Source organism: Cyanobacterium aponinum PCC 10605 (assembly GCF_000317675.1).
Taxonomy (GTDB): domain Bacteria; phylum Cyanobacteriota; class Cyanobacteriia; order Cyanobacteriales; family Cyanobacteriaceae; genus PCC-10605.
On sequence record NC_019776.1, the window covers coordinates 3,905,335 to 3,927,533 of the forward strand.

Annotated in this window: 19 protein-coding genes; 8 read left to right on the top strand and 11 right to left on the bottom strand. The window is 35.4% G+C overall.

Features of this window, described 5'->3' with window-relative positions:
- Positions 1 to 169 precede the first annotated feature (169 nt).
- Positions 170 to 778 (bottom strand): hypothetical protein, encoded by a 609-nt coding sequence (locus CYAN10605_RS16320; RefSeq protein ID WP_015221049.1) that lies wholly within the window; start codon positions 776 to 778, stop codon positions 170 to 172.
- A gap of 280 nt (positions 779 to 1,058) precedes the next feature.
- Positions 1,059 to 2,075, bottom strand: coding sequence for a FecCD family ABC transporter permease (locus CYAN10605_RS16325; protein ID WP_015221050.1), 1,017 nt, complete (start codon positions 2,073 to 2,075; stop codon positions 1,059 to 1,061).
- A gap of 256 nt (positions 2,076 to 2,331) precedes the next feature.
- Between CYAN10605_RS16325 and CYAN10605_RS16330 the strand changes: the two genes are divergently transcribed.
- Positions 2,332 to 3,144, top strand: a complete 813-nt coding sequence (locus CYAN10605_RS16330; RefSeq protein ID WP_015221051.1) for an ABC transporter ATP-binding protein — start codon at positions 2,332 to 2,334, stop codon at positions 3,142 to 3,144.
- 111 nt (positions 3,145 to 3,255) lie between these two features.
- On the opposite strand, the gene CYAN10605_RS16335 is transcribed toward CYAN10605_RS16330, so the two are convergent.
- Complete coding sequence (locus CYAN10605_RS16335; RefSeq protein ID WP_015221052.1) at positions 3,256 to 4,788, bottom strand: site-2 protease family protein; 1,533 nt, start codon at positions 4,786 to 4,788, stop codon at positions 3,256 to 3,258.
- Positions 4,789 to 4,877: 89 nt separating this feature from the next.
- Between CYAN10605_RS16335 and CYAN10605_RS16340 the strand changes: the two genes are divergently transcribed.
- Positions 4,878 to 5,588, top strand: coding sequence for an MBL fold metallo-hydrolase (locus CYAN10605_RS16340; RefSeq protein ID WP_015221053.1), 711 nt, complete (start codon positions 4,878 to 4,880; stop codon positions 5,586 to 5,588).
- 69 nt (positions 5,589 to 5,657) lie between these two features.
- The gene (gene rfbB, locus CYAN10605_RS16345; RefSeq protein WP_015221054.1) at positions 5,658 to 6,722 is read left to right on the top strand and encodes a dTDP-glucose 4,6-dehydratase; all 1,065 of its coding nucleotides are present in this window, start codon (positions 5,658 to 5,660) and stop codon (positions 6,720 to 6,722) included.
- Positions 6,723 to 6,850: 128 nt separating this feature from the next.
- On the opposite strand, the gene lgt is transcribed toward rfbB, so the two are convergent.
- Together lgt and CYAN10605_RS16355 are read right to left on the bottom strand one after the other, a co-directional pair.
- A complete protein-coding gene (lgt, locus tag CYAN10605_RS16350) occupies positions 6,851 to 7,699 on the bottom strand; it encodes a prolipoprotein diacylglyceryl transferase (protein WP_015221055.1) in 849 nt (282 codons plus the stop codon).
- A 170-nt stretch (positions 7,700 to 7,869) separates the two neighbouring features.
- Positions 7,870 to 11,121 carry an efflux RND transporter permease subunit gene (locus CYAN10605_RS16355; RefSeq protein WP_015221056.1) on the bottom strand — a complete coding sequence of 1,084 codons (3,252 nt, stop codon included), beginning with the start codon at positions 11,119 to 11,121 and terminating at the stop codon, positions 7,870 to 7,872.
- Between the two features lie 256 nt (positions 11,122 to 11,377).
- On the opposite strand from CYAN10605_RS16355, the gene CYAN10605_RS16360 reads away from it, so the two are divergent.
- Complete coding sequence (locus CYAN10605_RS16360) at positions 11,378 to 12,538, top strand: nucleotidyltransferase family protein (protein ID WP_041922564.1); 1,161 nt, start codon at positions 11,378 to 11,380, stop codon at positions 12,536 to 12,538.
- A 604-nt stretch (positions 12,539 to 13,142) separates the two neighbouring features.
- On the opposite strand, the gene CYAN10605_RS16365 is transcribed toward CYAN10605_RS16360, so the two are convergent.
- Both CYAN10605_RS16365 and CYAN10605_RS16370 read right to left on the bottom strand, forming a co-directional pair.
- Positions 13,143 to 13,925, bottom strand: coding sequence for an aminotransferase class IV (locus CYAN10605_RS16365; RefSeq protein ID WP_015221058.1), 783 nt, complete (start codon positions 13,923 to 13,925; stop codon positions 13,143 to 13,145).
- Positions 13,926 to 13,957: 32 nt separating this feature from the next.
- The gene (locus CYAN10605_RS16370; protein WP_015221059.1) at positions 13,958 to 14,158 is read right to left on the bottom strand and encodes a hypothetical protein; all 201 of its coding nucleotides are present in this window, start codon (positions 14,156 to 14,158) and stop codon (positions 13,958 to 13,960) included.
- 432 nt (positions 14,159 to 14,590) lie between these two features.
- Between CYAN10605_RS16370 and CYAN10605_RS16375 the strand changes: the two genes are divergently transcribed.
- Both CYAN10605_RS16375 and CYAN10605_RS16380 read left to right on the top strand, forming a co-directional pair.
- The gene (locus tag CYAN10605_RS16375; protein WP_015221060.1) at positions 14,591 to 14,911 is read left to right on the top strand and encodes a hypothetical protein; all 321 of its coding nucleotides are present in this window, start codon (positions 14,591 to 14,593) and stop codon (positions 14,909 to 14,911) included.
- A 126-nt stretch (positions 14,912 to 15,037) separates the two neighbouring features.
- On the top strand, positions 15,038 to 15,472 hold the full coding sequence (locus CYAN10605_RS16380; protein WP_015221061.1) for a photosystem I reaction center subunit II PsaD: 435 nt from the start codon (positions 15,038 to 15,040) through the stop codon (positions 15,470 to 15,472).
- 264 nt (positions 15,473 to 15,736) lie between these two features.
- Here the strand turns inward: CYAN10605_RS16380 and cobQ are convergent, their stop codons facing one another.
- From cobQ to CYAN10605_RS16395, 3 genes are all read right to left on the bottom strand, one after another.
- Positions 15,737 to 17,221 carry a cobyric acid synthase CobQ gene (cobQ, locus tag CYAN10605_RS16385; protein WP_015221062.1) on the bottom strand — a complete coding sequence of 495 codons (1,485 nt, stop codon included), beginning with the start codon at positions 17,219 to 17,221 and terminating at the stop codon, positions 15,737 to 15,739.
- Positions 17,222 to 17,695: 474 nt separating this feature from the next.
- Entirely contained in the window at positions 17,696 to 18,451 is a 756-nt protein-coding gene (locus tag CYAN10605_RS16390) for an LmeA family phospholipid-binding protein (protein WP_015221063.1), read from the bottom strand.
- Positions 18,452 to 18,814: 363 nt separating this feature from the next.
- Positions 18,815 to 19,363, bottom strand: a complete 549-nt coding sequence (locus CYAN10605_RS16395; RefSeq protein WP_015221064.1) for a thioredoxin family protein — start codon at positions 19,361 to 19,363, stop codon at positions 18,815 to 18,817.
- A gap of 173 nt (positions 19,364 to 19,536) precedes the next feature.
- On the opposite strand from CYAN10605_RS16395, the gene CYAN10605_RS16400 reads away from it, so the two are divergent.
- Positions 19,537 to 20,169 (top strand): M23 family metallopeptidase, encoded by a 633-nt coding sequence (locus tag CYAN10605_RS16400; protein WP_015221065.1) that lies wholly within the window; start codon positions 19,537 to 19,539, stop codon positions 20,167 to 20,169.
- Positions 20,170 to 20,766: 597 nt separating this feature from the next.
- Here CYAN10605_RS16400 and CYAN10605_RS16405 read toward each other — a convergent pair.
- Positions 20,767 to 21,240: a CRR6 family NdhI maturation factor gene (locus tag CYAN10605_RS16405; RefSeq protein WP_015221066.1), complete on the bottom strand. Its 474-nt coding sequence runs from the start codon at positions 21,238 to 21,240 to the stop codon at positions 20,767 to 20,769.
- Positions 21,241 to 21,314: 74 nt separating this feature from the next.
- Here CYAN10605_RS16405 and CYAN10605_RS16410 point away from each other — a divergent pair, with 74 nt between their 5' ends.
- Entirely contained in the window at positions 21,315 to 22,082 is a 768-nt protein-coding gene (locus CYAN10605_RS16410; protein WP_015221067.1) for an HAD family hydrolase, read from the top strand.
- Positions 22,083 to 22,199: the final 117 nt, after the last annotated feature.

Here is a 22,199-nt window from a genome sequence, read left to right on the forward strand (position 1 = left end):
TTTGTTTCTCCGATGGCTCACAGAATAATTGAATTTAAGTGATTTTCAGAAAAATTTGTATCATTCCTTAGCTTTTAACTGTTTATGGCTATGTTAATCTACCACTATTCTGATTGAAAAAGAAACCCCACAGGATTTTTGGTAAAAGTAAAAATTTTCTATTTCTCAACTATTTGTTACAGCGATCGCTTGTATTATAAACGATGCTACTATAACGACCATCCACAGTTCCAACCTCTACACAGTAACCAGTTTTATTTTCCACATAATAAGCACTTTTTCCTCCCTCAAAAGTGACAGTATTGCGATAAGTATAACCTCTTGATATTAAGGTATTTTCTGCTTGTCCTGCCTTCGCACCCACTAAGTCTTTTAAAGCTGTAGGAGTAGTGCTAATTAAATTCTCTGGGGTTTGCGCCAGAGAGTGGGAAGAATTAGATGATGAGGGTGCTTTTTCCCCTTGATATAAGTAAACAGATTCTTTCTGAAACCGAAAAATTAAGGTATTGCCATCTATTTCTTTTGTAACTGTTTTGCCATTTTGGTCTATATATTGGTTATCACTTGGCTCTAAGTCATAGGTGACACCATCTTCACGAGTAATAGTAATAAAACCTTGACGCTGAGAAAAGATACAGTTAACAACTTTAGAAGCCTTATCTTCTCCTTTGGGGTAAATGTCACAACGAGATTGAATACTATCTGCTTTAGCTATGGTGGAAAAAGAAAAAGTGGAACACACGGTAACTAAGAATAACAGTATAGAATTTATTTTCATTTTATTTTGAGTTGATGATCATTTTTTGAGATTAATCATAACTTTCTAGTTTGAGATCAAGATTATGTTGTGATATGAAAATTCATATAGTTTTTACCATATTTTTAGTATTCTTTAAATCGTATGAAATTGTTTTTATCTTTATTACATAGATATAGAAGAAATTTTAAATAAAGATTAATTCTTAGCAATAAACCATCCATAATCAATATTAGATTAATTTTTCTTTACTGCCTGACTTCCAAGAAAAAATATATTTTATCTAAATTCATATACTGAATTATTTTTTGATTTTTCCCTGAATGAGATAGATAAAAAAGGGAGCACCTAAAATTGGTAAAATTAAGCCCACAGGTACTTCTTGGGGTTTAAGAATCAAGCGACTAACAATATCTGCATTAAGCAACAAAATTGCCCCTCCTAACATTGAAAAAGGTAAAATCCAACGGTAATCATTTCCTACCAATAAACGCACTAAATGAGGCATAATTAAGCCAATAAAGCCAATAGGACCTGCTAAAGAAACACTAGCACCTGCTAAGAGTATCACAGCAATCATTGCTCCTATTTTTATTAGTAAGGTATTTTGTCCTAAGCCTTTGGCGGTTTCTTCTCCTAAACTGAGAATGGTTATTTGTCGGGCTAAAATCAACGCTAATATTAAGCCAATGACAAAATAAGGTAATATTTGTTTAATTAATTCTATATCTCTACCTGCGATCGAACCTGCTAACCAAAAACGAATTTCATCGAGGGTGCGTTGATTTAATATTAGAATACCACTGGTAAGAGAAGAACAAAAAACAGTAATGGCTGAACCAGCTAAAGTTAAACTGAGGGGTGATAAACCATTCTTACTTAAAGAAGCAAAAAAGTAAACTGCGATCGAACTTATGGTTGCTCCCAGAAAGGCAAAAATAGCTAAGATATTTAAACTAGGTTCATTAAGGACAAAAGTAGTAACAACAACCGCCAAAACTGCTCCACTATTAATCCCTAAAATGCTAGGATCAGCTAAAGGATTACGGGTGATACCCTGCATCAAACTTCCCGCCATTCCTAAACCTGCTCCCACTAACAAAGCGATAATTGCCCTTGGTAATCTAATAGTAGTAATAATCAGATGAGATGTTGAACCATCAAAAGCAGTAAAGGCTTTCGGTAAATCTTGCCAATGAATATCTGCAACCCCAAAAGTTAAACTTGCTAAAAAACTAAGACATAAAATTACTGTAACTACTATTAAAAGGATAATTAAAGGAATTGACGAATTTGTACTCTTGAGACTAACTCTCATTTTGACCTTTCATAAAATAGGAAATTATTGCTAAAATATATCATTAAGTTTTAGCCAAAACAAGCCCTGCAAAAGTTCTTTGATGGAATCAGAAGATGAAAAGAAAGAGAGCGAAGTTCGGAAAGAGGTGTCAGGTTTTAAGTGGTAGGGGTTGAATATATTCAACCCTTACGGTGATGAGGAGGAAATTAATTAAACACTGTTGCTTATTGCCTATTACCTATTGCCTTGTCTTAAATTTATTAAAAATATTTCTATGAAACAAATATCCGCCCGAAAACTAAGTCTTGGTTATCAAAATATAGACATTATCAATAATCTTAATTTAGATATTCCCCAAGGAAAAATAACTATTCTTATTGGTGCAAATGGTTGCGGAAAGTCAACCCTACTTAAAGGCATTGGGCGTATTCTAAAACCTCGTCAAGGGGCGGTTTATCTTGATGGAAAAGCGATTCATCAGCAAAAAAGCGTTACAGTCGCTCAAAGTTTGGGTATTCTTCCTCAAAATCCCACTGCACCTGAAGGCTTAACCGTTAAAGATTTAGTCATTCAAGGGCGGTATCCTCATCAAAAGTGGTGGCAACAATGGACTTTAGAGGATGAAGCTCAAGTCAATAAAGCTCTTGCGATGACAGGTATTCAAGAATTTTCCCACCGAGAATTAGATACTCTTTCAGGAGGGCAAAGACAACGGGCATGGATAGCTATGACATTGGCACAAAATACGGAAATTCTTTTATTAGATGAACCTACTACATTTTTAGATTTAGCTCACCAAATTGAGGTTTTAGATTTATTAAAGGAATTAAACCATAAACTTGAACGCACCATCATTATTGTTTTGCATGAGTTGAATCAAGCCGCCCGTTATGCTGACTATTTAGTCGCTATGAAAGAAGGTTATATATATGCAAAGGGAAAACCAGAAGAAGTTATGACCTCAGAGATTATCAAAGAAGTGTTTGGTTTAGAATCTCACATCATTTCAGATCCTATCACGAATACTCCTCTGTGTATTCCTATTAGTGGCTATTTGCCCACTCAGATAAACCTTAGTTCGGCTTAAGAATGTCGGATAAGAGTAGTCAGGTTTCAGGTATCAGGTTGCAGGTGTCAGGTTTAAGGGAGTAACGAGCAATTATCAACTATTCACTATTTACTATTTACCTTTGCCCTTTTAAATATTTAACCATTGTGCTAACGTGGGGGGTAAAGGTAAGAGAATGGCAACTAAAAGTGCGATCGCAACTAATCCCAGAAAATCTCTACCATTATCCAATTCTGTCACATCATTCAATGCAGGTTGATCGGCAATGGGCATAAACATAAGAATAATTGCCCAAATTAAAAATTCTCCTCGCACAAAGGCTAAAAGTATCATTAATAAACGAGTTATTTGTCCGATAACAAGTGCTTTTCCTTGTCCAAACATAGCATGAACAATATGACCACCATCTAATTGTCCTACAGGAACAAGATTTAAAGCAGTAACAATAATACCGATATATCCGGCTACGGCGGCGGGATGAAGGGCGATAGCTTTCTCTGCTACTAATTTACTACCTAAAACTAATTTACTGATAGTGGCAAGAAGGAGAGAAAAACGGGGGTCTAATGCTTGAAAACTAAGCATACTAGAGTCATCAGCTAAAGGAACAATATCTGAGTAAGCTAAACCCCATACGAGTACAGGTAATGCTACTAAAAAGCCTCCAATGGGACCTGCGATCGCAACATCAAAAACGGCTTTACGATTAGGCATAGGTGATCTAATGGAGATAAAAGCTCCAAATGTACCTAAAAAGAAAGGAATTGGAATAAAATAGGGTAAAGTAGTTTTTATTTGATAATAAACGGCAAATAAATAATGACTTAACTCGTGAACTCCCAAAATGGCAATTAAAGATAAACTATAAGGTAAGCCTTGTAAAACTAATTCGGGATGAGTTTCTAATTCTGTAGTGGTGACACCGCTAATTTCCGCTCCAATAATAGTCGTAGTGACGAAGGTTAATAAGAGTAAACCTAATGCCATTAAAGGACGAGTTAATTTTTCTTCTTCTTTTTGTTTCTCTTTTTCCGCTTGAGAATTAGGATTCGGAATTAAAGCAAAAAATGGTTGTCCTTGTAAGGTTTCTTGAAAAATAATTAAAAAGCGATCATGAAATACTTTTTCTAAATTAGCCTTAATAGTAGTATAAGCCTTTTCTGGGGCAGTCATTAACTTTCCAAGACACAAAACCCCTTGAGGTAAATAATCAACTTTTTGTAAATAATAAACACCCCAAGGAAAACAATCTCTTAAAGCCTTTTCTTCTTCTGAGTTAATGGGTTTTACTTTTACCGTTGACTTTTCCAGAGCCTGTTGATGATTTTCGTCAGTGTTGAGAATAATTGGAGTAGTGGAATTATTATCTTCCGAAGACTCGGGGGTTGATAATTCTTGCTCAATTTTATGATTTTTGGGTCTGCCAATTTCTATTAACCACAGATACACTAAAGGTGATAAAATGAGGGGCATTAAAATTAAACTGCGGGGCATGGAACTTTGATTCCCATTAGCTAGATACCATCCCACCCAAATAAAAGGGGGACTCATCAAAGCTAACCAAAGTAGCCAAATCGGTGTCTTGGTGAGTTTTCCTACGCTTTTTTTGATGGCGACATAACCGATGGCACTGAGGATGAGAAAAAGAATTACTAATTCCATGTTTTATTTATAATAACGCTGTTTTTTATTGTAGAATTTTTATTTCCTCAAGACTAATTCAAGCTGAAAAAATAATTACTGTTTTAATAATGGACTCTGATCTCAATTTTACAGAAAAAGTTAATCAAGAAAAAACGAAAGTCCCCACCCGTGCTAAATATCCTAAATTAATTTTAGAAAATCTTTTTGCTTTTGCCCCTAATCGTGATACTTTAGGGGGAACATCCTATCTTTTAATTCATCCTCTGGGTAACATTTTAGTCGATTGTCCTTTTTGGTCTGAAGAAAATAAAAATTTTTGTTTGTCTCATGGTGTTAAATATTTATTTGTGACTAATCGTGACGGTATTAGTAAACATATTAGCCATATAAAAAAAGAACTTCATTGCGAGTTAGTTATTCAAGAACAAGAGGCTTATTTATTACCTAATTTAAGTCCCATTACATTCTCAGAAGAATATCGTCTTTATGATGACTGTTTTGGTTTATGGACTTGTGGTTATAGCCCCGCTTCTGCTTGTTTATATTATGGTAATTATGGAGGAGTTTTATTTTCTGGTCGTCATTTATTACCTGTTGGCAATGATAAAATTTCTGCTCTCAAATTGAAAAAAACTTTCCACTGGTTAAGACAATTACGTAGTGTTCAAAAATTGTGCGATCGCTTTTCTGAAAAGACTTTAGAATATATTTGTCCGGGGGCAAACACTGGTTATTTAAGAGGTCAAGGCTTTATGAATAAAGGTTATCAAAAATTAATTGAATCAAATCAAAACTATGTTGCGTCAGACAATAACTAATAAGAAGAGGGGAAAGCAGAGTTAGTAGTTCGGGATTAAAATTTGATATATATTATTGATAAAAAAACTATGGGGAAAAGAAATCTTTTAGTCACTGGGGGAGCAGGTTTTATTGGCTCTAATTTTGTTAGCTATTGGCACGATAAACATTCAGAAGATAATATCGTTGTCCTCGATGCTTTAACTTATGCAGGAAATCTTAATAATCTTAGTTCTTTAAAAGATAGTCCCTGTTTTACTTTTGTTCATGGTAACATATGCGATCGCACTCTGGTTGAAAAGATTTTAGAAGACTACAGTATTAATACCGTTGCTCACTTTGCCGCCGAATCCCATGTAGATAGATCAATTTATAGCCCTGAAACCTTTATAAACACTAATGTTATCGGCACATTCACCCTTTTGGAAACTTTCCGTATCCATTGGCTAAAACATAATCAATCCTCGGATTATCGCTTTCTTCATGTATCGACAGATGAAGTATATGGAAGTCTTAGTCCAGAAGACCCCGCTTTTACAGAAAATACCCCCTATGCACCAAATAGCCCTTATTCTGCCTCAAAAGCAGGAAGCGATCACTTAGCGAGGGCATATTATCATACCTACAAGCTACCAACAATTATTACGAACTGTTCTAATAATTATGGGGCATTTCATTTTCCCGAAAAATTAATTCCTCTAATGTGTATTAATATTCTTTTAGGTAAACCCCTACCTGTTTATGGAGATGGACAAAATATCAGAGATTGGTTGTATGTGGGTGATCATTGTAGTGCTTTAGATACTGTTATTAATTACGGAGTAGCGGGAGAAACTTACAACATTGGCGGTAATAACGAGGTTAAAAATATAGACTTAGTTAATATTATCTGTCAAATCATGGATGAAATCGCCCCCAGTTTACCAGTGAAACCCTCGCAAGAATTAATTACTTTTGTCAAAGATAGACCGGGACACGATCGACGCTATGCTATAGATAGTAGTAAAATTCAAAGAGAATTAGGCTGGAAACCCCAAGCGACTCTTGAATCAGGTTTAAGAACAACCCTACAATGGTATGTTGACAACCCTCAATGGTGGCAACCTCTTTTATCCGAAGATTATCAAAAGTATTATGCTCAAGTTTATGGGTAAGGGGGAATGGGCAATTAGTGAATAGTGAATAGTGAATAGTGAATAATGAATAGTTGATAGTAAAAAACTAACTTCTGAAACCTGTCACCTGCAACCTGACACCTGACACCTCTTTCCTCACTCCGAATTCAAATGTCAGTGGGTTTATAGACATCAGGTAAAGATTTTTTGAGTCCATATAACCAAATTAATCCAAAAATACCAAATGCGATCGCACCCAAACTAACTAATTGGGCAACCCTTAAATAACCAAACATAAGACTGTCAGTCCGAAAACCCTCAATCCATACCCTACCACAACTATAGGCAATTAAATAAACAAAAGAAATAGTACCGACTTTTAATTTATTGCTATGTTTAATTCCCCAAAAAAACAGAGATATTAATAACATAAAAACCAATATATTCCAGATAGATTCATACAAAAAAGTTGGGTGAAAATAATCAAAATTAATATACTGTAAAGGACGGTTATTGGGTGGAATATATAACTTCCATGGCAAATCGGTAGGAGTACCAAAAGCCTCTGAATTAAAAAAGTTTCCCCAACGTCCGATTGCCTGTCCTAAAATCAAAGAAGGAGCAATAATATCCGTCAATTGCCAAAAAGATTGTCGATGAGTCTTGGCAAAAATCAAACCTGCGATCGCACCTCCAATTATTGCCCCATGAATAGCAATTCCCCCTTGCCAAATAGCAATAATATCTTGGGGATGTTGAGCATAATTTTGCCATTCAAATAAAACATAGTAAATTCTTGCCGCAGGGATTGCCCCTATAACCAACCATATTACCAAATCCCCGATAAGTTCAGGGTCAACCCGACGATATGTAGCCAATTTTTGAGAAAGTATCACACCAATTAAAACGGCGGAGGCAATCAAAAAACCATACCAACGCAAGGAAATAGGCCCTAACTCAAATAAGATAGGTCCAGGAGATTGAAATTTTAATAAAAATAAAGAGTCAACTAGCATTTAAGAATTAGTAAATTAGTAATTAGTAATTAAGACAAGGCAATAGGGAAACCCCTCTGTATCTCCCCTTAAAAAGGGAGAAGGGCAATATTAATAGTTAATAGCTTTTAACTCCAAACCTCGAACTAATCTCCCCCTCCCCTAATTCCCCTAACACCCTAGTCTCCTAATTAATCATTACCTCCTCCGACACTTGATTCCTGAGTTTTACCAGTATTCTGTCCATTTCCTCCCGAAGGATTACGAGGTTCTTTCTCTCCCAACAACACATATTTCTCAAAATTCTTGATTACAATGTAGAGATTGGGTACAAGTAACAGACTCAACACGGTAGAAATAATCATTCCTCCAAATACTGCTGTACCTAGCGACCAACGACTCATACTACCAGCACCACTAGCTACTAACAAAGGTAAAAAGCCAAAAACCGTTGCTAAAGCTGTCATTAAAATAGGCCGAAAACGCTCTTCCGCCGCATAAATTGCCGCTTTAGTGATACTCATTCCCAAGTCACGGGCTTGATTTGCAAATTCCACAATTAAAATGGCGTTTTTACTTGCCATCCCAATCAACATTACTAGCCCAACTTGCACATAAATATTATTATCAAGAATGGGAAAGATACTTTGTGGACCTTGAAGAAAAGTTGCTCTTAACCAAATTGCACCCAACGCCCCTAAAATTGCTAAGGGTACAGTTAACATAATAATTGTGGGGTCAATATAGCTTTCATACTGAGCGGCTAAGACAAGGAATACCATCACAAAACCCAAACCAAAAACAATAGGAGCGGCACCTCCTGCGGTTTTCTCCTCGGCGGCTGTACTCGTCCATTCAAAACCGAAACCCGGTTGTAAGGCTTGTGCTGTAACTCTCTCCATTACTTCAATTACTTGCCCTGAACTATATCCCTGAGCCGGAGACACATTGACTTTTATGGCAGGATAAACATTATAGTTTGTAATGATGGGAGGGGCAGTATTTGGTTTTATGCTTAGAAGGTTATCTAGTCTCACCATCTCTCCAGTAGCATTGCGAACATAGAGACGTTCAATATCATCGGGATTTTTCCTCGCATTGACATCGGCTTGGGCAAAAACTTGATACAATCGTCCGTCTAATACGTATTGGTTAACGTAATTTCCCCCTAAATAAATTTGCAAAGTACGCATTATATCGTCAATTCTGACCCCTTGAGCCTTAGCTTTTTCTCTGTCGATTTCTGCCTCAAAAATTGGACTATCGAAAGTAAAGGTTGTAAATGCCATACCAATTTCTGGTTGTTTGTTGGCTTCTGCAATAACTTTTTGAGTATTATCAATTAAAGCCTCCATTCCTTTTAAGCCTCTATCTTGAACATAAAGCTCCAAACCGCTAAAGTTACTTAAACCGTCCACTGGAGGAGCATTGGCGGCAAATGCTTGACCATCCGTGATTTTTTGTCTTAAGATTCCATTTAAACGTCTTACAATTCCAAAAACCGAACTTTCTGCCCCCGGGCGTTGATCCCATGGATGTAGTTTGACAAAGAAAATGGCGGAGTTACTGGTTAAACCATCAAAAGAGAAACCTGTTAGTCCCATAGCGTGTTCTACTTCTTCAAAGGTCATTACCTCATCCATTACCTGTTGAGTAACTTTAGATGTTTGATTGAGGGATGAACCGGGGGGGGTTGAAATAATGACAAAACAGTAGCCTTGATCTTCGTCAGGGATAAAACCTTGGGGTAGAGTTTGATAAATCCATCCTGTTAACACTAAACCACTGATAAAGATAATCATAATCAGGGTTTTGATTTTTGTTAAAAACTCGATAAGTTTGGCATAAGCACTTTTAGTGGCTTCAAAACCAATGTTAAAAGCATCAAAAAGTAATCCTAGGGGTTTTTTAGTTTTATAAGGCGCTTTAAGGATTACCGCCGACATGGTGGGAGAAAAAGACAGGGCGTTAAAGGTGGAAAATATAATTGCAAAGGCAATAGTTAGGGCAAATTGTTTATAAACAATACCTGTAGTGCCGGGGAAGAAGGAAACGGGAATAAATACAGCTAATAAAACCACAGACGTGGCAATTACCGCCCCTGATAATTCTTCCATGGCATCAAGGGAGGCTTGAAGAGGGCGCATCCCTTGAGCTAATTTATTCGATACTGCTTCTACTACCACAATCCCGTCATCTACTACTAACCCTGTTGCTAACACGCAAGCAAAAAGTGTCAACTGATTAAGAGTAAAGCCCATTCCTTGTAAGGCAATCATTGCCCCAATCAAGGCTACAGGAATCGCAACGGAGGGAATAATCGTGGTACGCCAATCTTGTAAAAATATAAAAATAATTAAAACTACAAGTGCGATCGCCTGTAAAAGAGTAATAAACAAGTCTCTTAAAGCCGCATCAATAAAAAGAGTATTGTCTAATACCACCACATCTTTATATCCGGGAGGAAAAGACTCTCTTAACTCCGCCATTTTGGCTTTAACGGCATTGGCAGTATCCACCGCATTGGTACCGGGTAATTGATAAACAATTAAAGCAATTGCTGGGGTTTCCCCGTCAAGGGTAGCTAAAGTTAGATAGTTTTGAGCCCCTAATTCGGTTCTACCGATGTCTTTTACTCTAATTAAAGTACCATCATTTCCCACTTGTACGACTATATTAGCGGCTTCTTCTGGGGTGATAAAACGTCCTTGCACTTTGAGGGGAATTTCAAACATTTGTATGCTATTATTGGGACGAGTTCCAATACCGCCAGTACCGATGTCGAAATTTTGTTCTTGAATGGCAGAAACCACGTCCATTGCTGTTAGATTACGGGCGGCTAATTTGTCAGGATCAAGCCAGAATCGCATAGAATAGGTGGAAGAGCCTAACGCATTTAAACTTCCTACCCCCGGAATACGTCTTATTTCATTCCAAATATAACGATCCATGTAATTAAATAAAAACACTGGATCATATAAATAATTGCCTTCGGAGTCTTTTTCTGAGAAGAAACTATAGGCTAGGGTAACACTGGGAGATTGTTTTTCTGTAGTAATACCGTTTTGATTAACTACTGTGGGGAGGCTGGATTGGGCTTGAGCGACTCTATTTTGTACTAACACTTGGGCAATATTAGTATCCATTTCTACGGGAAAACTTACGTTAATGGTTGCTTGTCCAGTATTTCCTGTATTAGAGTTAATCCAACGAACATTTTCTGTACCGTTAATTTCTCTTTCTAGTACGGTAGTTACATTATCTACTGCGGTTTGTGCGTCCGCACCTACATAGTTTGCACTTACACTAATTTGTTTTGGGGCAATTTGTGGTAATTTATCTAAGGGTAGCAATGCCATACAGATAGTACCCACTAAGATAATAATTACAGAACAAACCGTTGTTAAAACAGGGCGCTTAATAAACGGGGTTGAGAGAGACATAATTGACTGTTAAATTTCCTTTTTGAATTATGAATTGCTAAAAATAAGGAGCGATTGATTGTATCTTTAAAATTAAGAATATTTATTATTCCACTAAGTTTATCCCAAATTTTATAATTATTATCTTTAAATATCTTTATCTAACCAAAAAAATCATAGCTAAAATCAGCAACGCTATCATTATTAATTGTTAATTGCACTGTAGGGTAAACTTGATTAAGTTATATTAAATATCAAATTTAAGATCAAGAATATTATGAAAGCAATGATTCTGGCGGCGGGTAAAGGAACTCGTGTTCGCCCTATTACCCATACTATCCCTAAGCCTTTAATTCCCATTTTACAAAAGCCAGTAATGGAGTTTTTAGTGGAGTTGCTCCGTCAACATGGTTTTAAACAAATAATGGTGAATGTTAGTCATCTAGCCGAAGAAATCGAAAACTATTTTCGAGATGGCCAACGTTTTGGAGTGGAAATTGGTTATTCTTTTGAAGGACGTATCATTGATGGAGAATTGGTGGGAGAGGCTCTAGGCTCTGCTGGTGGTTTGAAAAAGATTCAAGAGTTTAACCCTTTTTTTGATGATACTTTTGTTGTTTTGTGTGGTGATGCCTTAATTGATTTAGATTTAACTGAAGTTGTGAGACAACATAAAGCCAAGGGAGCGATCGCAACAGTGGTAACAAAAAGTGTTCCCAAAGACGCAGTATCAAGCTATGGTGTGGTAGTAAGCGATGAAAATGGTAAAATTCTCACTTTCCAAGAAAAACCTTCTGTAGAGGATGCTTTGAGCACAGAAATCAATACAGGGATTTATGTTTTTGAACCGGAAGTAATTAACTATATTCCCCCTAATCAAGAATATGATATTGGTAGTGAGTTATTTCCTAAATTAGTACAATTAAATCTACCTTTTTATGCGGTTAATATGGATTTTGAGTGGGTGGACATTGGAAAAGTACCTGATTATTGGGAGGCTATTAGGGCGGTGTTAAGGGGAGATGTGAAAAATGTACAGATACCGGGAAAAGAGGTAAGGCCGGGGGTTTATACGGGTTTAAATGTGTCAGTTAATTGGGATAAAGTTGATATAACTGGTCCTGTTTATATTGGTGCAATGACTCACATTGAAGATGGTGCGAAAATAGTTGGTCCTTCGATGATTGGCCCTAATTGTTGGATCTGTGAGGGGGCAACGGTGGATAATAGTGTTATTTTTGAATATTCTCGTCTTGGTTCGGGGGTTTATTTACAAGATAAATTAGTATTTGGTAGGTATTGTGTGGACAAAACTGGTACTGCTATTGATGTTCAAGCGGCTGCAATTGACTGGTTAATTACAGATACACGTCAAGAAACAGTTAGTCATCATAATAAGGGACAGGTTATTTCTAATTTTGTTACAAATCAATCTTAAGAAACCACCTGAGTTAAATATAAAAGGCTCTCTTACTGCTCGTCGTGTAAATTATTAGTTAGGGTAGGCAAGAGGCAAGAGGCAAGAGGAAATAGGGGATTATTAAATAATAATTTATAAACTATTAGTTTTTATTTTACTATAAACACTATTCGATAAAGGTTATAGAAGTCCTGTTCCTCTTAATTTGTCATAACCACACTCTGAAGAGCCACTTTGACAACTCCCACCGTTACACCGCAAGGTTAACGGGGGATTCTTGGGAACCGATACTGCCTCCACCAACAAGAATTGATTTTGGTCTTACACATTCATGCTAGTCCGACACAAATATCGCTACTTATGCCACTTAACGGAGCTACTCCCCAAGCGTGAATTTCGATGTGCCCCACCGTATTTAATTGCTGTAACGCTCTGACTGTGTGGACTCTACCATTGACAGCTAGAGATTTAGGGATTACGGAGTGTCTCTTGTTTCCTGCGTTCCCAAAGTCAACGACTTAATTTTGATTATATCATAACGTTGGCTCTACTCAAACTCGTTATTTAATGGGAGTCTTACGTCAACAAGATAATTTTTGGTTTTAAGGAGAAATACGGGGGATTAATCAAAAATCCCTTTCAAAGCCTTATAGGCTGGATGATTGTGATCATAGTCAATCACTTTTTCTCCGTTTATTATCTTATGAAAAGGAATTATTTCTATCACACTGTTACTATAGGCTATAGCTTCTAAGTCATTGATAAAATCTGGAGTCCACTGGTTAATTTCAATGGGGAATTGTGCTTTGTCAATAATAGTTTGTCTAGCAATTCCGGGCAAAATACCTTGAGCTAAATTAGGGGTAAACCAAATACCCTGTTTATATCCCCACAAATTACCGGTGCTGGTTTCTAGCCAATTGTGTTCAATATTTGTCAAAATTGCTTCTTGATAACCCTGTTTTTGTGCCTGTTGTAACGCCAACCACGGAGCAAGATAATTACCTGTTTTATGTTCAGGAATGGAGCGTTGTATTGAAGGATTTAAACATACTAATCCTTTTATTCCTTCTTGTTGCTTTTGAAATAAATTTGTTGGTAATTGTCGCCCAATGATTAACTCTCTACCATCAGGAAAAACAGTAATTCTAATCACAGGAAAATATATCAGTAATTGCTCAACTTCTTGTTTTATTAATTGCCAATCAGGAAAAGTCCAGTTTAATTCTTCTATACTCTTTAAGAGGCGATCGCAGTGTTTTTGCCAATTAGTGAGAGGATGATTTAATGATTGTTTATAGACTCTCATGGTAGTAAAAACTGTTGCTCCATAAAGCCATGTAGAATCATTTATATTAAGAGAAATACTATTACCTTCGTAAAATTGACCTTCATAATAAAACATAAATCGATATTTTTATAAATTAACTATTGATACTATTTGTACAGGTTTTCTTTCATAGAATAAGCAACACCGATGGAAACAAGACGAGAAAGACGCTCACCATTTTCCCACTGATTACTAATTTGAAAACTTTGATAAAATTCAGCAATTAAAGAAGAGGAAAAACCAACGATAATATAAGCTATTATACAGTTACGCCAAAAGACAGAAGAAAGGGTAATTTGTTTTAACATAATGGAGAATCATTGAGAATATGATAATGTATTTGTTATTATTTTTGACTTTAATAATAAATAAAAAGTTTCCATCGATCTAAAATTTAATTAATTTTCCGTCAATACATAAGATCTCACGCCAGTATATTAATATTCAAAAATAAATCTTTCAAATCAATTTTAATAAGTTTTTTGTCAATTATTATTGTTATTTTCTATTAAATATCTTCATTACTCCATTTTTTTGCCAGACGCAAGATCCAATCTGAGTCAACAGAGCAAATTAGACTTAATCAGTTCATAAGTTTTAGTATTTTAAGAACTCCTTTGCTCCCTGTCCCTTGCCTTTTTTATCTTAATGTTACTGTTTATTAATCAGAAGATTCCTATGCAAGCAAAAAAACTTAAGATGATCAATAGAGATTAATTGTTATATTTCTGAATTAAACTATGCAAGAATTTAGTGACTTTTTACGTCATAAATGTGCCTACGTGGCAACAGCAACCTTTAAACCGGGTAAATTTCCCGAAGCCCAGAAACTTTTTGAAGAGGCGATCGCATCTTATTCTCAAGGATTTAAAGGGGCGTACCTATTCCAAAAACCAAACACAGAGGAGGGAATAGCCTTTATTATTTGGGAAAAAATAGAAGATATGGAAGAAAACAAAAACGAAGTCCATAACCAAATTATGAAACAAATGAAGCATTTATTTGCCACTCCTCCTCAAACCAACTTTTATGATGTTTTAACAGAATTTTCTCCTTCATAAGAATTTACACTTGAAGGGTTAAAGAAATAAACTGTTACAGTTCATAACAAAGATGCACAATAATAGGGATCTCAGTGGTAGCATTGCCTAGATAGTAAATATAATTTGTACAAAAGCAATATCTCTATGAGCGAAACAATTCAACTTACAGGAACAATGCCTAAATTTGGCGGTAGCACCGGCGGTTTACTTTCTGCGGCTGACAGAGAAGAAAAATATGCCATCACTTGGACTAGCAAAACAGAGCAAGTTTTTGAAATGCCTACCGGCGGAGCGGCAATTATGAATGAGGGTGAAAATTTATTATATTTTGCCCGTAAAGAACAGTGTTTAGCATTAGGTACTCAATTACGCACTAAATTCAAGCCCAAAATTGAAGACTATAAAATTTACCGTATTTACCCCACTGGTGAAACTCAATATCTTCATCCTGCTGACGGCGTTTTCCCTGAAAAAGTGAATGAAGGCAGAGAGTTTCATGGCAAAAAAGACAGAAATATCGGCAAAAATCCTGAACCTGTTACTCTCAAATTCTCTGGTAAAACACCTTACGACGTATAGTTTGAATTGTTAATCCCAGACTTAGGGGGATGGTAAGTAAAAGAAAAAGGAATTTTAATCCGCACATCTTTTACAATTCCATCTCCTTTTTTTATGATTAACTATTTATTTAAACTTCTTGCAGAAGTCACCTGATTTCTATATAAAATGTTCGATTAAGGTAGGGAAAAGGGGAACAGGGAAAAGTGACAAGAATTTATAGAGAACATTCTTTACTACATAATCTTTGTTCTTATAACTTTGCTTCTTTCTTTGGCTGACTAATCATAACTTCAGAGGAGTTAAATCTAAATGCTCATCAATTAAATCTGCAAGAGAATCAAGAATTTTTTCCCTTTGTTGGCGATAATTAGCAATTCCAGTGGGTAAAGATGGCAAACCTCGCTTAAGTCGTAAAGTGTTTAACCATGCTCGTCTCCATGCACCATTGTCAAAAATTCCATGTAGATAACAACCCCATACAGACTGATTATCATTAACTAAACCAAGGGTTGGATCATCAAAAAGATTGTTATAACCAATTTTTCTTTGTCTGCTCAAAGCAGGTATTACTTCTGTATAACCTTGATGAATTTCATAGCCATCCACAGGTAATCCTTTTTGAGGATAGTTAGCCGTGACTTCCCTTTGACGAGTAATTTTTTCTACTTTTAATGTGGTTTGAATGGGTAATAAATCCAGTCCCTGACAAGATTCATTTAAGTTTTCTAAGTGATCTGGATCTAAGACTTGATGTCCTAACATTTGGAAGCCTCCACAAATACCAAATACTGTTCCTCCCGATTCCACATACTCTTGAATTTGAGCTTTCATTCCTGTGTTTTCTAAAACTATTAAATCGGGAATTGTGGTTTTTGTACCGGGTATAATTACAGCATCAGGATAACCAAGAGGTTGATCTGGTTCAATATATTCGATTAAAATGCTCTCTTCTGCTTCAAGGGGGTCAAAGTCTGTGAAATTAGAGATGCGAGGTAGCTTGATAACGGCTATTTTTAGTTGATAATTAATTTTACGGCTAGGGCGTTCTATTAATCCTAAAGAATCTTCTGCCGGTAAGTGAGAGTCAAACCAAGGAATAACACCTAAAACTGGTATTTTGGTATATTCTTCTAGCCATTTTAACCCCGGATCTAAGATGGATTTATCCCCTCTAAATTTATTAATAACAATACCTTTAACTAGCGATCGCTCTTCTGGTTCTAATAATTCTAATGTACCAACAATATGAGCAAAAACCCCACCCTTTTCAATATCTGCAATTAAAATAGTATCTGCTTTAAGATGCTTGGCAATACGCATATTAGTTAAATCTCTATGTTTAAGATTTACTTCTACTGGACTACCAGCTCCTTCACAAATGATTAAATCAAATTCTCGGCTTAGGATGTCTAAACTTTCGATTATCGCTTGCCAACCTTTTTCAAAATAGTTTTCATAATATTCTTTAGCGTTGGTAACTCCGACAGATTCACCTTTGATAATAACCTGAGAAGTCATATTACCTTGAGGTTTTAAGAGAATCGGATTCATCTCCACCCTTGGTATTGTTTTCGCCGCCCATGCTTGTAAGGCTTGAGCGTAGCCAATTTCCCCTGTGGTAGCGGTAACATAGGCATTTAAAGCCATATTCTGACCCTTAAAGGGAGTAACTAACCATCCTTTACGCAACATTAAGCGACATAGGGCGGTTACTAAAGATGATTTACCCGTGTGAGATGCGGTTCCCACTACCATTATTGCTTTCATCGGATTATTCTATTTAGTTGGATGTTAGACTGTATTAATACTTAGAAGGAATTGAAATAAGACTAACTTAATACCTATAAGGGATTGAAAATGATTCTCTATTCCTTTTCCTCTTAAGTATCGTGAAAAAGTCTGAAAAAATCAATAGAATTCTCGAAACATTAGGGTAGTAGAGGGCGGTTAAGTATGAAGGATGAAGATAAAATTAATTCTTAACTCTTAAATTATAATTGGTAATTACGGCTCTCTTACTTTGGATATGATGAATTATTCCTAAAAAAGGTGTCAGGTTTCAGGTAGCAGGTTTTAGATTGGATTAAAATTGTTAATCTATAGCAATTCTCATTATGATGAGGCATCTCACATGATGGGGAATAGGCACTCTTGCAATGATGTTAAAAAAACTGTACCTCACATTTTTGAAAAACGCTATATAACAATTGCATTTTTTCTTCGATCTTAATGATTGAAACGTTATTTTTTCCCTTCTGGGAAACGATCAATTTCCACTGTGCCATAAAAGACGAATTCTTTATCTTTTACTCTAGCTCGATCGACTCTTAACCTACTGCCATCAAGTTTAAATTTGTCTAAATCAAGTAAGTTATTAACATGATCTAATATAGCTTGGCTTAATTGAATTGAGTTTTCTTCCCCTTCAAATTTAGGATTAATGAACTGGATTTTGGTTCTACTTTCAGTATGTAATTCTGTTTGCATATTAATGGGAATATACTCAGTATTATCCCCTACTTTAATTTCTGATTGAATATTAATGGATTTGTCTGGATTAACGGTTATTTGGGTATTTTGAAAATGAAGGGATTGCCCTTGATATTGTAGTCTTTGCAGTTTTTCGATAATAAAAGGAGTATTAAAGGAGCGAGTTAAATCCTCTTCTGTTAAGACGATTCTCATGGTGGCTTGAGTTGGTTGTCTCAATTTGACCTTACCGCTAAAAATAGCACTAAAGTCGATGGAAATAGCTTGTAAGTACAACTCCATTGCTTCTAAACGCAATCCGTTATACATCACCATTCCTTTGCCGACGAAATCAAAACCATCAATACTTCCTTGTAATATTTTAGCGATAGGTTCAGCTCTCACATTGGCTTCTAGTTTGCCTGTTTTTTTAAATAAGGCTGCGATCGCTGTTGTAACTACTTTACTGACGATTTGATCGCCACTTTGTCCTGGAAAAGGTAAACTACCAAACACGATTGCTGACATTGTTTTATTTATCTTTACAGTAACCTATCTTAACATTAAGAAATATTAAAATCTGTTAATTAATATTAACTTATCTTCAGGGCAATCATTGAAAGTAATTAGTAATGGGTCTTATAAGCTAAGTTGATGATAGAGTAAAAGTAAGGGGATGAGGGGAGAGGGAGATTAGTTCGGGGTTAGGAGTTAGGAAAGAGGTTTCAGATTTCAGGTTTAGGGGAGTAATGAGTAACGAGTAATTATCAACTATTCACTATTCACTATTCACTATTCACTATTCACTATTCACTATTCACTATTCACTATTCACTATTCACTATTCACTATTTACCTTTGCTCATTGCTCTTTTTATATTAACTTGTCAATTATCTATGGTCTCTGGGATTGTCTTGATTTCCTGTTTGTAATTTATTTGCTGGGTTAAAGGCGGAAATATTGCCCCTAGAGTTGGCATAAGGTAAGGGTTGATGGTTTAATAATGCTTGTAAATTTTCTTCAAAGATGGTTAAAGGTTGTTCTCCAATGGTATCTGCGATCGCATCTCCGTTTTCATTAAAAAATACAAAGTGAGGAATACCGTCAACGCCATAGTTAAGAATTTCGGGTAGCCATTTGCTATTATCCACATTGAGCATGACAAAATTGATTTTATCCTCAAAATTTTCTTTGAGTTGGGCTAAGTCTCCAGCCATCGCCTGACAACTGGTACACCAATTGGCATAAAATTCCACTAAGCTAGGTTTACCGTTATTTAAGGCAATATCTAAGTTGGTTGCTTTTTGAGCTTGGGCTTCAAGGGATTGACTACTTACTTTTGTTTGTGATGCAAAGACTAAAGTAATGGCGAGTGCGATCGCAACTAAAGCAATTACAAGATTACGAATTTTGTTAACAGTATTAGGGCTATCAGTCATGGTTTTAGTTTAATCAATTCATTTATTTAGTTTTCATCTATTATCCGTTAGTAGATTAGATCCAACAACCAAAGATAAAAATTACTCGGGCGGAGTTTGAGCTAAAATAAAACTCGCAATTAATTTTGTTCATCAAAGGCAAATATCAATTTTATTGGTGACATTGAGGAGTAATGTTAGATTTCCCCCCTCTGGGCAAACAAAAGCCCCCCAAAATTTTCCATAAACCCTATTTGACATTTTCTTTTTTTTTGATTATTGGGTTAACTTTCGGATTGGTTAATCCTCTGGGATTGTCAAAAAATCAGTCTTTACAAGCTCAAACTATTCCCGTAAGAGCATCTTGGCGACAAGCATCTTTTCCCGTCGAAAATTTTCAGGCTTATACTTCTGGTTTTGGCTATCGTATTCACCCTGTCACTGGACAAAGACAATTTCACGGTGGTTTAGATTTAGCCGCTCCTCTAGGAAGTTATGTTCGTAGTTGGTGGGGAGGGCAAATTATTCACTTATCCGATCATACTGCTTGTGGTACGATGATTAAAATTCGCTCCGGTAATTGGACTCATGTTTATTGTCACTTAATGGGCAGTGTGGAAAAAACTTCTCAAGGATTAGTCTTGCTTGATCGTTCTGGAGGTATTATTCTTCGACAAGGGCAAAATGTCCCTTCTGGGGCAAGAATTGGTAGAGTTGGCATGACAGGAAGAACCACAGGCCCTCATTTACATTGGGAATTAAGATATAAGGGCGATCGCATTGATCCCGCCGATATTCTTAGACAAATGTTTGCTCAAAGAACCTAAAATATACGGCTCTATTACTTTGAGTATGTAAATTATTTGTTAACCTCAGTTTGGTTCAAGAATATCTGATAAGGTTAGGTGTGAGGTGTCAGGTTGCAGGTTGCAGGTGTTAGGGTGATGAGGAGAGAGGGTTTTGGGGTGGTAGGGGTTTTTAGCAAGGGGCTTAAGCCCCTTGTTTAAGTCAGTTCGGGTTAAGGCAATTTTATCGTTATTTCTAAGAAGAAGCTATAAGGTTTTCTGACTACGAGTTGGGATGCTTTCAGCTTATCCAAAACTCAGGCTAGTTAGGGTAGGCAAGAGTCAAGAGTCAATAGGGGATTATTAAATAATAATTTATAAACTTTTAGTTTTTATTTTACTATAAAACACTATTCAATAAAAGTTATAGAAGTCCTGTTTCTCTTAATCTATCATAACCACACTCTGAAGAGCTAAATATACTAATTTACTTATTCTAAATAAATCTAAAAAGAACAAAAAAACTATTGACATAAAAATAGAATTTTGTTATAATTTACTTATAAAAAGATAGCCACCCTTTTCTTGACCCGTAGCGGTCGGGGAGGGGTGGCTCTTGTCTTTTTTTTGATCGGTTATTTATAGTAATTCAAACAAATAATCATCTAAGTCATAACCAAAAATTTGCGTCATCGCTTTGAGGCGAGAATTGGTTTTGATACCTTGTTGTTTTAACCAACGATGTAGGACAAAAGTTTTTTGCATTATCCAAATATCAAGGGCTTCCTGATTATATTGTATTCCCTCACTACGATTAAACTGGTGAGGTACTAACATCGCTACATAACGAGCTAATTCTCCCTCTCTCCAATTAAGACAAAAAGGCAACCATGGATAAAGACTATCTAAAGCAATAAACCACAATCTTATTTCTGAAATTTCTGATAATTCACGAGGATCAGTTTCCTCACGGGCATAATCAATTTGAAATGTGATTTCTTGTTCTAAATTAAGAATTTCAGAAGATTTATCAAATTTTTCAATCACATTAATAACGGGGGATAAATCTAATTGGTGAATTTGAGTTTGATTAATTTTAATAACAGTAGTCATAAAAAATTGACAGATTTTTAATTAATAATTATCGTATAAATAATAAAACTTATAGTTTTTTTGAACAGAATGAAATGAAAGTATTAGTAAGTGATTTTGATGGTGTGATTTGTAATGGATTATTAGAATATTTTTATTCTAGTAAATTAGTTTATCAGAAAATTTGGCAAACAAGAGAAATTAATTGGCAATTATTACAGGAAAAATTTAATATTTTACGTCCTGTAGTAGAAACAGGCTGGGAAATGCCTTTACTTTTAAGAGTTTTAATTGACGATAGAAAAACTGTCGATAATATTTTAAATCATTGGCAAACAGTTAGAGAAAAAGCTATAAAAACCATAGAAAAAGAAGGAATAACTATTAAAAATCTGACAAAAACCTTGGATGAAGTGCGACAAAAACAAATTGAAGAAAATTTGCAAAATTGGCTTAATCTACATAGTTTTTATGAGGGCATCATTCCACATATAAAGAAGTTAATCAACGAGGGTATCAAAATATATATTGTTACTACTAAATCTGAAAAATTTACCAGACAATTATTAGAAAAGCAGGAAATATTTTTACCGTCAGTAGCGATTATTGGTAAAGAAGCAAAATGTCCTAAATATGAAACTATACGCTCTATTATTGATACTGAAAAAGTTAATCCTCAAGAAGTTTGTTTTATTGAAGATAGACTAGAAGCCCTAGAATTAGTTTATCAACAATCTGATTTACAAGGTGTAAAATTATTTTTAGCCAGTTGGGGTTATAACACCGATTATGTTAGAAATAAAGCCAAAAATTTATCTCATATTCAGTTATTATCTTTAGATAATTGGCGTAATCTAAGATAATTTAATTTATATAGCACTCCTAAATTATTTGTATTAATCATAAAAAAATATAAAAAATACTATCCTCTTTACTTTTTTTGACAAGATAATTAAGACCAATCAAGTAGAATTTTCATA